Origin of the sequence: Mesorhizobium sp. M1088, assembly GCF_040318575.1 — a bacterium.
In the GTDB taxonomy this organism is placed as follows: domain Bacteria; phylum Pseudomonadota; class Alphaproteobacteria; order Rhizobiales; family Rhizobiaceae; genus Mesorhizobium.
The window spans coordinates 1-11605 of sequence record NZ_JAMYMO010000075.1 but is presented as its reverse complement, the minus strand read 5'-3'; the positions used below and the strand labels follow the sequence as shown (position 1 = coordinate 11605).

The window sequence follows — 11605 nt, the reverse complement described above, 5'->3', positions numbered from 1 at the left end:
CCGGCCTCGCTCGATGTCCAGGCCGTGAATACCTATGCCGCAAAGGCCCACGAGCAGTCGGTCACCGGCTTCCTGATGAACATCATCCCGCCAACGATTGTCGCGCCTTCGCGGAAGGCGACATCCTGCAGGGGCTGTTCTTCTCGGTTCTGTTCGGCATGGCGCTCGCGATGGCTGCAGAGACGGGCAAGCCTATCGTTTGCTTCCTTCAGGCGCTCATCGCGCCTGTCTTCAAGCTCGTCAGCATTCTGATGAAGGCCGCGCCTATCGGCGCTTTCGGCGCAATGGCCTTCACCATCGGCAAATATGGCATCGGTTCGGTCGTCAATCTCGCGATGCTGGTCGCGACGTTCTATTTCACCGCCTTCCTCTTCGTGTTCGGGGTTCTCGGCGCGGTCTGCCGCTACAACGGCTTTTCGATCTGTTCTCTCATTCGCTACATCAAGGAAGAGCTGCTGCTTGTGCTCGCAACGTCCTCCTCGGAGGCCGCGCTTCCCTCGCTCATGGAGAAGATGGAGAAGGCGGGCGCCAGGCGTTCGGTTGTGGGTCTCGTCATCCCGGCCGGATATTCGTTCAATCTGGACGGCACGAATATCTACATGACCCTGGCGGCCCTCTTCATCGCGCAGGCGACGAACACCGATCTGTCAATCGGCGATCAGGTGCTGCTGCTTTTCTTCGCCATGCTCCCTTCGAAAGGAGCAGATCGCATTACCAGTACTGGATTCGTCACCTTGGCTGCAACGCTCTTTGTCGTCCCGACCGCCCCTTTCGTCGGCATGACGCTGATCCTTGGCGTCGACCACTTCATGTTCGAATGCCGTGCGTTCACGAATCTGCTCAGCAACGCAATGGCAACGCTCGTCGTCGCGCGCGGTGGGCGACCCGGATGAAGTTCGATCGGCAAAGGCCCTCGCGAGCGGACCCTCGGCGCTTTGGTGGCGGAGGATCAAGTCGGCGGCGTTTCGAAGGGCGGTTGCGGCTGGCCTGCTCGCGCGAACGCCGCTCAGGCATTGCGGGCAGGGCACGAAGCCGCCGTAAAGGAACCGTCCGCTGACATCGGCAGCAATAGAGCTCCGCAATTCGCGTACTCCGGAACTGCTGGGGTTCTTGGAAGCTTTTCGAACTTTCTGGGTCGCGCCTCAGCCCGAATTGCGGGTGCTTATGGACAAAGCGGGATACTAGAGTCGGTTTTTTTATTGCTTCGAAGACACCGACTTATGGGCCTCTGCGCCAGATAACGCGTCAGCACGAACTTATAAGCGCACCACGTTTTGTACGCCCGCTTATCGCCTAATGTGGGTCATTGAGGGTTGCTATGCGGGTTCCTCTAAGCAACGTCGCCGGGCGCCGCGATACCAAGTGCGCGTCCCCTTGGCATCAAGATAATCGTCTAATCGCTGGATTTACGGCATAGCGTGATTTTGCACGGCGAATAGCCTGTGAAATTCGCTAACGAAAGAGATAACATGAGCAAAATCGAAGTGATGTTCGACCTTTTGATCGTCCTGATGAAAGACACGATGCGGATTCTGCCCGACGTGAAATTTGACCGAGGTTACCGAGTGCATCGAGCGGTAATGGCTCTTTATGCATCCATCATCGAGAACACAGACAGCACGATGATCCTCTACCAGGCCAAAAAGTCGGCTGGTATTGATATCATCTTGCGAACTAACCTTGAGGCTTACGTTGACCTCGTCAACCTATGTAGCAACGAGGACTACTACAACCAGATGCTGGCACTCTACCACAAGGACTGGCTTGAGCTTACGCAACGCGGGTTGGATGGCAACCCCTATCTCGAGTTCTTCAAGAAAGACCCGGAGGCAGCCAAAACGTTGGAGGAGCATAGGACCGCGTTGGCGGAGCTGCAAAAGCTCGGGCGTACCGCGACCATCTTCGAACGGTTTCAAATGGCTGGAATGGAGGACGTGTATCGCTCCGTCTACAAGAACCTTTGTAGTCACACCCACAACAACATCAAAGCCCTGGCCGATCAGCATTTTCACGGTGCAACTGGAGAAGAGGTCGAGGTCGTAATATTTGCGCCGATGGGCAATGAGGCGCTGTTATCCTCACTCGATCAATTCGTGGTCATTCTTGCTACCGCGGGACACATCGTTCACGATTACTTCCAATCGCCAAGTGCCAAGGAGGCCACGGCGTTTCATGAGCGTCGCACCGACCTTCAGTCCGTCTTCGATGATGAGGAAGATTGAGGGTTTAGAATCCGGTGCAATAAATCTAGCCGCTTTCGAACTGGTTTGGCACTCAGACTCGAAAGGGCCAGTCCATATAGCTTAAGCAAGGTCTTCGCCGCGTGATATCGTCGGCCATGTCCGATGAACTCAATCCCCGATTCCGCGAAATTCTCGCGCAAGCTGACGAGATCAACAGCCAGCTCGAGGCAGTAATGCCTTTAGTCGTCAAAGCGCGGCGTGCATACATGAAAAGCCGCAGTGACGCTGACCGGGTGGAAATGGAGCGGGTCGAGGGGGTAGCCCAGGACTTGCACCGGCAATTCTCTTCGCTCGGACCCGCGTTGCGGGAAGCAAGTGGGCTGCCGGATGAGGTTCTGGAGGCGATCACCGAGGATGAAGAGTATCCTATCGTGACATCGCAGACCTTCGGCGCAACCGTCTCCGGGCTGAAGAAACCCGCGTCACCGACTGGATCGAAAATGACTTGGCGCGGTCACTCGAGAGTCTCCAAGGCCTTCTTCCTCTACACTGGTTGGCAGCGCACCCGCGAACACGCGCGAGCCAATCTGACCTTCTGTCGATCACAAAAGGCCTTCGCCGGGAGAGCGAGTTTCCGGACCAGCACCGTCTGGCTCAGATGATCACCACGGCCAATGATTTCCTACTCGAACGCCCGGGCTACGATCATTTTGCTGGGGCTACCCTGGTGCCGCAAGCGCTGCAACTTGGCAGATATCTCGACTGGCTTGGGGAAGTAGGCGGGCACGCGACGAGACTGCCGCGCCTTTGGACAGGAGCGAGCGACCAAGTAGACTCGACCGCATTTGAGCTGCTGGTCGCCGCGCGATGCGCGGAAATGGGCAGGAGGGTCGAGTTCTTGCCCGAGACATCGGAAGCCAGCCCCGACATCCGGTGTCACGATCCCTATCCCATGGTTATCGAATGCAAGCGAAAGAGGTCGCTTTCGGACTATGAGCTGAACGAAGAGGCGGACATGAAAGGCATTTTCGGCCGTTTAGAAACGGAAGCCGGAAAGAAGGGACTTAGAGGCCGCTTTGATCTGACTCTGACTGTGGAAGCGAAGGCATGCCCGAAAGACGAGGTGGTAGCCCGGCTGGTCAGCCAGCGCTTGGCGCCCAATCCGGAGCGCGCCTTGGCATATCCTTGGGGATCGGTTGCCTATCATCCGATGCCGCAGACGATATTTTTTGGAAACCAAATGAGGGCACGTAGCCCCGACCTACTTGAAACAGCCTTTGGTTGGAATCCTGACCTGCCCGAGTGGGATGGCCTGATCGTCCGGACCGCCGAAATGAACGGCGAATTGATTGACGCATGGCGGTCACCGCTGGCTCTGGTCTGGAGAAACGATGCCCCGAAAGCCATTGTCAAACGTGCATGGAGTCCTGTTGATCTTTTTGGCGACGCGATGGGCCAATTCCATCGGGCGAGTTCGGCATTGTCTATCTCGCCTACCACGAGGGTGCGCGCGAGGAAATCGCGGACAGGCGAAGCCGGAATTTGATGGACAGACTGAAAGCATGGGAACACGCGGCATCCATCCGGGTACCGATATCGGTTCTCGTGCGCCTTTACCCCCGTGCCCTTGGAGTCGGGAAGCCTGACTTGATTGAAAGCAATGTGAGGTTGGCTAGCGGCGAGTACGGTGAACCAGCGCTCTTCAGCAAATTTCCTACGACGATCTTCACCAGCACGCCGAGCACTCAAGCAGGCCGCAGTTAGATTACCGGCGTTCTAACACGTCAGCATCAGCACGGGATGTGCCGTTTCAATAGCCATACCATCAATGGCAGCCGTAGCCCCTGCACTTGGCTGCACCTCCGCGACGTTCCCAGCTGGGGAATTATCCCGGGCATTTCCTCCTACTCCAGGCATGTCGGAGACGACGCAAGCAGGCTTAAATCCAGTCCCCGCAACCAATTTCATCATAAATCAATAACCGTCCCGGTCTAACCGGGGCGGTTTTTTGCGTTCCGGGGCGCTGGCCCACGGCCCTTAGGGATTGGTTGTGGGCTGTAGCGACTCCGTTGCGCGAGACCACCAGACTTGATCGCCGGTCTCTGCTTCCAGTAACCTGAGCAAGGCGCCATTGGCAGCATCGCGGAGAAACACGCGATAGCCTTCTGCAATGTTCTCGGGCAACTGTGTTGAGTTAGCGAGGCTGAACAAAAGGGCCGAGCAGGCGTCGATCGTGCCCGAGACGATATGTGCTATCCGGGGCTTCAAGGAGACGATGTTCTCGTTGAAAATAGTGCTCTGCCTTCCATGGGAAATCAGAAAAAGGTCGCATTGTGGGAACGACACAAAAGCCCTTCTCCGTAACGAAGAGTCCATCCGTGCGCGAGATGCCGTGGATGATGCCGTCGCGCAATTCGCGCAGCCTCGAGAAGAACGGCTCATAGTCCAGATAGGTTTGCGCCAAAGATGGTGGCAGAGCGTAGTCAGCAACTAGATCTGCGGGCGTGCGAGCCACCTTCGCGCGATAGAGGACCTTTGCAAAGCTCGTTGGCAGAGGATGCCTACGCCTTATGGCCTCGGCCTCGGGGTCGAGCGAAACCATGTGATTGTTCCAGCAGCGCGAAAGGGCCTCTTGCGTCAGGTCGAACACCGATCTCGCAACGATGAGGATGTACTCAAGCTCACTCCTCACGAAGGAAATGACCAGCGTGCCCTCGGTGTCTTTTGCGTGCGCGTGAAAGTGCTCGAGCTTGGCCGCACTGGCAGCCATTAGATGAAAATCGTCGGCGATCGCATGGATCAACGGCACAACATCCGGAAAACTCGCGCGCTGCCATAATATCTCGAAGAGGCTGAACCACACGTCTTCGTCGCGGGCTGCGCTTTTGCCCCAATAGGCCGAATGGGCGGCGTCAACCGGATGCATCTCCATCAACGTGCCATCGGCGGTCGGGAACCAGAGGTGCCAGGATCCGTCTTCCCAAATTGCCATCATGTTGATGGCTCGGCCGTTCAAGGCTTCGACGTTGAGATGCCGCAGCTTTTTCAGCTCGGAGAGCTTTGCTATCTCCATCAGGAAATCCCGTTTGAGAGACAAAACGTGTGGTTGTCATGGGCATGCTTTGGCGCAAAACGCCGCCCTTGACCTGTCAGTGATACCGCGACTGGCCGGATTAATCGCGGAAGCGCTTCCATCAATCCGGTCATTCGGGAGTCGGGTCCGCGTGGCTCGACGCGGCGGCCATTTTGGCCTCGAGGCGCGCGGCCTTCTCGGGCGTGTCGATATATTGGGAGAGCGTCGGCCGGGGACCGAAAACATTGCGACAGATGATTTGCACCTCTTTTCCAAGCCGGCGCACTTTTGTGGTGATGGTCGGCACCAACGAGCCATGGGCGCGGATCAAGTCATCGCTCGAGCGATCCTGGCCGATCGTCATGCGATAGGAAAACTGCGCTATCGTGCGATTGAGTTGCCGGACCCTGCGACTGTCGGAGATGTCGCGATGGCGCGAGATCATGTTCACCGGCCCCCGCTTGCTGGAGCCGCGCACAAGCATGTGAGCCGAAACCGGGAAGATCAGCTCGACCTCGCCGGAATGCTCGTAAGGCCTCCGCGCATGGAACGGCTGACGTGGATCATAGCTGCAGACCGGATTGTCCGATGTGAGGAAAGGCGTGCTTGTCTTGTTGTGCAGCACCTCGAAGCCGAGGCGGAAACAGAGGTCGCCGAAATTCTTGAACTCGCCTTTCATCGCCAGGAGCGTCTCGTGAGGGTTGACGCCTACCGGCACGGTGTCGAATTGGCCCGCGTAGCGCTCGAGCTGCGGAGGAAGGAGGCCGAGTTCCTCGCCGATCTTGTGCTCGCAACGAATTTTGGCCTCGATCATCAGCGCGTGCCGATCTCGCGTCGCCGGAACGCGTGCGCGCATGATCGTTTGCATGCCCAGCACATTGAAAGAGATGGCGGCTGACAGGCGGCGTTCCGCGAGCGCCCGCACCGTCTCCGGCCACACGGTCTCGATGGTGTTCCACAAATCCTCGAAACGATGGTTCTCTTGACCACCTTCGGGCAGCTTCTGGGAATAATAGTCTCGCTCGAAACCAATGGCTCGGGGGTTCATTGGCGGCAGCGGGTCTTCGGGGGCTTCGCAAAGGTAGGCCAGCACTCGGCCCCGGTCATCCGCAAAACCGTCCATATAGACGGCGGAGATGAAATGATGCCGGCGGTTGTCCCGGTTGATATCGTTCCTCGATGGATTGAGCATGCTGAACGGCTGCACGTCATCGTCGGCAGGCACATTGCCCCATGCGCGGAAATATCTAGGCGACTTCGTCATCCGCGCGTCCGGCCTCCTCCTGATGTCGCATTTCATCTGATTCCGACGATCATCGCTACTGGCGCTTCCAGGCTGGCGTCTTAGTCTGCAATGCACTCCCTTTGCAGGGAGCTCGAACATTCATTGTCCAAGGTCACGGCGTTTTCCGACGCTAAGCAATTTCCAGAGAGCCGCTACGAGCGCGGTGGAGGAGTGCGTCGCCCACGGACCATGGCTGCAGGCCCAGTGTGGTCGCACTCGGGGAACTGATTGCATCCACGAAACATCGACCCGTCTTTGTTGCGCCGCTCAACCAATTGGCCGACGAGGCAAGCTGGGCATTGGCTCAATTCGACTCCCTCGATCGTCTCGAAGCGGACTTCCTCGCCGGCGATCTCGCAAAGCTCGCGGATGTAGCGGGATGGCTGACGGCGATTGGTGAGCATGTATCCGATCGCGGAGACGGGCTGGATTATTCCTATGGCCGAGCTGCGGAGCGCCTTGGCAACCATGCGTCCAAATCGGAAATCGAGGGCTTTCTGGCTGCTCGTCCACACTTGGACCGAGATGCTAAGGTGATGGTGGCATGCTCAAGAAGGTTGATGGATTTAGGAGATCGTGCCGGCGCGCTTCGCCTATTTGTCAAAGCCGAGAAGGCTGCCGTCACAGGCTATTGGTCATCCTTTATGGGCGGCGAAAAACTCGAGTTGCAAAGGCTGCGGATCGAGTTGGAAGGCGATGCAGGGCGCGAGAAGGGCTACGATGTCCTTCTGGGCGAGCTCACGACAGGCCAGACTTCTGGCCCCGCGCTTTTTCTCAACCTAGACACGGTTTTAGAGCAGGTCACCGTCGAGATGCCACACGAAGCGCTGTGGATCGAAACCGAACAGCACTTGCGGCAATACCGCGAGTATCGGATTGCAGGGCCCGTTGAACCCATCGCCGGCATCGCTAGCTATTCGGATTTGTTGGCGTTCATTGTCTTAAGGCCTTCGGCTTCTCGTGTCCTACAATTCTGCACCATGGGCGGGCGGCCGCCTCTCTGATTGCGTGCCGGGGAGGAGGCGAGCGCTTCTTTGCCACATTCTTAGGGTTGCTGAAGCAGCAATCTGACGGTCATAGGGAGGCAGCGGCTCTAATCTTTAGGCTCCGAGATGTCTCTCACTTGCGCGACGTTTTGGTGGCCGAGGCCAAATGCGCTGCGTCTAACGATGACTTCGTAGTCTCCAGTCAGGCCAAGCGCGTGCTCGTTCATCTTGGCGAGCCGTTGGAAGAGCACGCTACGGTGCCACTGCCGGCATTTTACCGGTTGGTCACAACAGACCCCGATCAGGCGATGGATTTCGATCCGCCCCCAGGGCTTGGTCCCGGCCAGCGCCCAGTTTGGTCAGATGATCCGTGGACATGGACAGCATTCTTGCGGTTTCCGTTTCGGATACTAGCTGATCATTGTGACGTATCGTTGGATTTGTTGCGTCGGCGATGTGCTGATTTCATGAGGAAGGAAGGCGGGCGAGCCGCGTTCGGCCCGGAGGCAGAGGATACCATTTTGGCCAGCCTACGGCGGATGACGCTGCAATTCACTTACCGTCGACCCTTGCCAATGGCAGCTGTGCGGGGGTTTGGGAAGATGCTCAACGAGTTGGCGCTTGCGAATGCGGTCGATCCGCGGGTTTTTCCAACGGTCTGGCCTGAAATCGGAGGCCCATCGTTGTCAGGATTCGCGATTGAACCCGAGCCGAGGCCTGATTGGGTGCCGCAGCCCGATTTGCCCCACCGAGAACATGGAGGCGTCAAGCAAGAGGAATGGCTAGAGGCGGCGGAAGGCTCGCTTTGTTCGGCTGTGATCCCCGGACAATTTGTTCTTGCCGAGAAAAGCTTTTCCAGAGTGACAGTGTGGCGCGAGAGGGCAGAATGCTCACGGCTGGTCTTTCCTGTACAGGTCGACTTGACAGACGGCATAGAGGGCCTGCCATGTCTCGTCGAATTGGACGATCTCCGGCCTCTCTACCGGGAGAAGGAAAGCAAGCTTATTTGCCGCATTCCAAGCAATATCTTTGGCGATTTGGGCGAATCCATCATCACGATTTGTCCATTCACTGCCAGATCTCTAGGTTGGTCGCGCTCGAGAGCGACTCCGTTGGAGCTTCTTGATTCGGACGGATCGATCGTTGCTCGTACCGTTTTATGGATTGATGGGACCGACACCACAGACAGGCGCGACACCGAGTTATACGGGACCGGTCAGGCTGTAATTCTAACAGCGAGCGGGCGGCGGCAACTGGAACAGCAATACGGTCCGCTTTTCTTGAGCATCAATGCAACCCATCGCATTGAGCGCGACGGCAAGGGTGAGGTACACCGAACCGTAGTCGCGCCTGAGCAGTAGCCCCGGCCACGGCTTGCCGGCCATCTGCCTTGAGACCGTCCATGTTCGCGCCGCGATGTCGGCGCAGCGCAACAGCACCGACAAGGCCGATGCATTGGGCATCGCTCATCTGATGCGCACAGGTTGGTTCCGCCAAATCAGAAAGCTGCGACCGGACGAAGCTTCTGCTGATTCACCGGCGCAATCTGAAAGCCAAGTTCCTCGACCTTGGAGACCATCATCCGGCACTCGCTGAAGTCGTTTGGCATCCGTCTAAGCGAGGTCGGGCGAGGGACCTTCGACCAGGCGGTGCGCACGCCTGTGGCGAAGGATCCGCTGTCGGCTGAGCTGATGGACGCCATGCTTCGGCGCGCGCCGCGCTGTGGCGACAGTATTGCCGGCTGCACGATCTCGTCGTGAAAATCGTCGCGCAAACGAGACTTGCCATCGCTTCATGGCCATTCCAGGTGTGGGCCCGGTGACGGCGCCCTCGTTCATGACGGCGATCGAGGATCCGTCGCGCTTTCTCCGCTCGTGCGATGTTGCGCTCTACTTCGGGCTGACGTCGCGGCGCATCCGGTTCCTCGATCGACGTTCGGGTGCGCATCTCGAAGCTGGCGACGCGGACGTGCGGCGCGCGCTATGAGCCGGCGTCGGGCCTGATGACGCGCTTTAATCGATCCGACTGGGTCAAGAGCTGGCCGGGCGATCACCAAACGCTGCTGCTACTGTAAGGCCTGCGTCGCCGGTGCGCGCAAGCTGGCAGTGATCATGCATGCGCTGTGGAGCGACGGCACGTTCCATGTCGGCGACGCGGCCATGAGTGACACCGACGCCGCGCAACGCGCCCACATCAAGGATCGACGCCTGCTCGGAGCGCATCGATGAGCGGCGCGACGGCGGTTGAAACGCATGGCGCCCGCACGCTGACGGGCGCCATCTGACACAAGGAGATCCGCCCCGGCGGATGAGAACCGATGCAGACCAGGAACGACGGAACGCACGTTATCTTGCCTGCGGCCGCGCCGACGAACAGCCGGCAGGACCGCGCTCGATTGCCTGTGACGATGCTCCGTCAGCCCGATGGAAAAGTGCGCCACGACGGTTCGAGCGCTGCAACCATGCAGCCGAACCACTCCGTCGCAGAGCGCGGAAGATTGCACGGCGCATCGGAACTCGACGGTCAAAAGCGGAATCGTAACGCAGAGAATAGATTCCTGTATTATCGTAGACGGAAGGAGGAACGACGATGCCTACAAAGTATCGCCAAACACAACCGATTAGGATGGCTAGATAAAAGGCCGCGAGTATTCCCAGTTTTCGCGAGGTGCGGGTTTTCCCTGCACCTCCCAAGATTGTCGATTTTCGTTCTTCGTCAGTAGCTTAGTGCGATGTGTGGCCGCCCGGCTGGCCTTTGTGGTGGGCTGGGCCGAACGGGAGGGCGTGGTCAAAAACTGTTCTTGAGGTAGCCGCTCGTCGGTAGATAACGAGCTGTTGAATAGACCACGTTGGAGCCTCACCGACCTAGCCTGAGGTGGCCCGCGATCGGCGAACGGGGCTTCACCCTCGGCCAATGGGACCAACGTCGCCAGCGTCGGCCGTAGGATGGCGGCCGAGCGCAGGATCGGCTGGCGCCATCCTCCGCACGGCGGATACATAGGCTTCACCGCCCCAATGGAAGCGCCCGGTCGCGACAAGCCGGCGCCCAAGTCGAAGTTTCGGTAGGGCGGTCGGGCGCGGCATCCTATCGGAGATGCAGGCAATGTGCATCGCCGAGCCACACAGGCTCTCGACTCCTTGGGTCTGTTCATCCTGACACGAATGCGCAAACCGTCGTGTTATCGTCTAGTGGCTTACGTCACTGGCCTAATCGCCATCAACGCAAATGGGAGAGTTTGTCACGTCTAGGATCAACCGCCGCGCCTTGCTCCTCCACTCGGGCAGCGCAGTCGTCGCCTCGTCGGTCACGGCAACGGCGCTCGGCGCAGAGCCGTCGAGCCGAGACTCAGAGCCGTCCAATTATCTGCGAGCGCTGATTGAGGCCCACAAGACAGCCTATACTGAGTTCGGCAAAGCCTTGCACGAGATAGGCGGTGGCAGCGGCGTCCCCGCCAGAGCCAGCCGGGAAGAGGAGAGGGCGCTGCTCGCCATCTGCGGCTATCCTGCCGTAAGGGAAGGGGATCGCTTGGCCAAGGCGCGATATCTTTTAGAGATCGAGGCGCGCGGCGAACTCGACCTCGCAGAGCATATGCAAGCCGTTCTCCGATCGACGAGGTTGAAGGGTTGATGTGACCGACGCGCGGATGGTCAGGTAATGAATGTCTGGTATCCGCCGGTCGGTCATTGCGGACTGTTGTGCAGAAGCAGACGCCAGAATTGCTTCGAATTGTCCGAGAATGTGAATGGGACTTTTACACTGAGACTGGGGCCACGAAAAATGCCGCGTCCTTTGGGTGCGGCATTGTTTTGGTGTTCCCCTCATGCCACCCAACGGCGCAATGGTCTTCATGGAGTGCGCGTCGGTGGCTTATGGACCAGCTCACCGTGTCCAAAAAACAGAGGCAGATGGCAGAGCGCGATGTGCCCCCGCGACCGTTCCTCCTCACGCCCGACTTGCCACGAACCCGACTTGAAGGTAAGCGGGTAGCTGATGCCGTTCAGCGGTGGTAGTTCCAAGGCATGAGCGCCTCGATAGCGCTGTTTGGCCAGCCATTGGCGATGCGCTCGAGGGTCTGGGT

General features: G+C 58.5%; 11 protein-coding genes and 1 pseudogene. 8 read left to right on the top strand and 4 right to left on the bottom strand.

Translation table 11 applies throughout. The features are described from left to right. The 4 genes and pseudogenes from NKH49_RS33785 to NKH49_RS33770 all read left to right on the top strand — a co-directional run. A pseudogene (locus NKH49_RS33785) lies at positions 1-893 on the top strand (cation:dicarboxylate symporter family transporter); the annotation flags it as partial. Positions 894-1469: 576 nt separating this feature from the next. Further along, positions 1470-2222 carry a DUF5677 domain-containing protein gene (locus NKH49_RS33780; protein ID WP_352929947.1) on the top strand — a complete coding sequence of 251 codons (753 nt, stop codon included), beginning with the start codon at positions 1470-1472 and terminating at the stop codon, positions 2220-2222. Between the two features lie 116 nt (positions 2223-2338). Further along, the gene (locus NKH49_RS33775) at positions 2339-2845 is read left to right on the top strand and encodes a hypothetical protein (protein WP_352624364.1); all 507 of its coding nucleotides are present in this window, start codon (positions 2339-2341) and stop codon (positions 2843-2845) included. Continuing rightward, on the top strand, positions 2842-3729 hold the full coding sequence (locus tag NKH49_RS33770; RefSeq protein ID WP_352929944.1) for a hypothetical protein: 888 nt from the start codon (positions 2842-2844) through the stop codon (positions 3727-3729). The genes NKH49_RS33775 and NKH49_RS33770 overlap by 4 nt, the downstream gene beginning before the upstream one ends. 648 nt (positions 3730-4377) lie before the next feature. On the opposite strand, the gene NKH49_RS33765 is transcribed toward NKH49_RS33770, so the two are convergent. From NKH49_RS33765 to NKH49_RS33755, 3 genes are all read right to left on the bottom strand, one after another. Further along, positions 4378-5256, bottom strand: a complete 879-nt coding sequence (locus tag NKH49_RS33765) for a hypothetical protein (RefSeq protein ID WP_352929941.1) — start codon at positions 5254-5256, stop codon at positions 4378-4380. A 130-nt stretch (positions 5257-5386) separates the two neighbouring features. Beyond that, entirely contained in the window at positions 5387-6520 is a 1134-nt protein-coding gene (locus NKH49_RS33760) for a DUF4238 domain-containing protein (protein WP_352624370.1), read from the bottom strand. Positions 6521-6693: 173 nt separating this feature from the next. After that, positions 6694-6945 (bottom strand): topoisomerase DNA-binding C4 zinc finger domain-containing protein, encoded by a 252-nt coding sequence (locus tag NKH49_RS33755; protein ID WP_352848105.1) that lies wholly within the window; start codon positions 6943-6945, stop codon positions 6694-6696. Between the two features lie 156 nt (positions 6946-7101). Between NKH49_RS33755 and NKH49_RS33750 the strand changes: the two genes are divergently transcribed. Both NKH49_RS33750 and NKH49_RS33745 read left to right on the top strand, forming a co-directional pair. Continuing rightward, a complete protein-coding gene (locus NKH49_RS33750; protein WP_352624373.1) occupies positions 7102-7545 on the top strand; it encodes a hypothetical protein in 444 nt (147 codons plus the stop codon). A 119-nt stretch (positions 7546-7664) separates the two neighbouring features. Next, positions 7665-8888 (top strand): hypothetical protein, encoded by a 1224-nt coding sequence (locus NKH49_RS33745; RefSeq protein WP_352624375.1) that lies wholly within the window; start codon positions 7665-7667, stop codon positions 8886-8888. Between the two features lie 137 nt (positions 8889-9025). Here the strand turns inward: NKH49_RS33745 and NKH49_RS33740 are convergent, their stop codons facing one another. Then, positions 9026-9301, bottom strand: coding sequence for a hypothetical protein (locus NKH49_RS33740; RefSeq protein ID WP_352848100.1), 276 nt, complete (start codon positions 9299-9301; stop codon positions 9026-9028). Between the two features lie 62 nt (positions 9302-9363). Here NKH49_RS33740 and NKH49_RS33735 point away from each other — a divergent pair, with 62 nt between their 5' ends. Together NKH49_RS33735 and NKH49_RS33730 are read left to right on the top strand one after the other, a co-directional pair. Next, the gene (locus tag NKH49_RS33735) at positions 9364-9513 is read left to right on the top strand and encodes a hypothetical protein (RefSeq protein WP_352624379.1); all 150 of its coding nucleotides are present in this window, start codon (positions 9364-9366) and stop codon (positions 9511-9513) included. 1239 nt (positions 9514-10752) lie between these two features. Further along, positions 10753-11154, top strand: coding sequence for a hypothetical protein (locus NKH49_RS33730; protein ID WP_352624380.1), 402 nt, complete (start codon positions 10753-10755; stop codon positions 11152-11154). Positions 11155-11605 lie beyond the last annotated feature (451 nt).

Excerpts from the sequence above, each read along its gene's own strand:
- NKH49_RS33750 (WP_352624373.1), top strand. The coding sequence starts at position 7,102 with ATGGATTTAGGAGATCGTGCCGGCGCGCTTCGCCTATTTGTCAAAGCC.
- NKH49_RS33765 (WP_352929941.1), bottom strand. The coding sequence starts at position 5,256 with ATGGAGATAGCAAAGCTCTCCGAGCTGAAAAAGCTGCGGCATCTCAAC.
- NKH49_RS33780 (WP_352929947.1), top strand. The coding sequence starts at position 1,470 with ATGAGCAAAATCGAAGTGATGTTCGACCTTTTGATCGTCCTGATGAAA.
- NKH49_RS33735 (WP_352624379.1), top strand. The coding sequence starts at position 9,364 with ATGACGGCGATCGAGGATCCGTCGCGCTTTCTCCGCTCGTGCGATGTT.
- NKH49_RS33755 (WP_352848105.1), bottom strand. The coding sequence starts at position 6,945 with ATGCTCACCAATCGCCGTCAGCCATCCCGCTACATCCGCGAGCTTTGC.
- NKH49_RS33775 (WP_352624364.1), top strand. The coding sequence starts at position 2,339 with ATGTCCGATGAACTCAATCCCCGATTCCGCGAAATTCTCGCGCAAGCT.
- NKH49_RS33760 (WP_352624370.1), bottom strand. The coding sequence starts at position 6,520 with ATGACGAAGTCGCCTAGATATTTCCGCGCATGGGGCAATGTGCCTGCC.
- NKH49_RS33730 (WP_352624380.1), top strand. The coding sequence starts at position 10,753 with ATGGGAGAGTTTGTCACGTCTAGGATCAACCGCCGCGCCTTGCTCCTC.
- NKH49_RS33770 (WP_352929944.1), top strand. The coding sequence starts at position 2,842 with ATGATCACCACGGCCAATGATTTCCTACTCGAACGCCCGGGCTACGAT.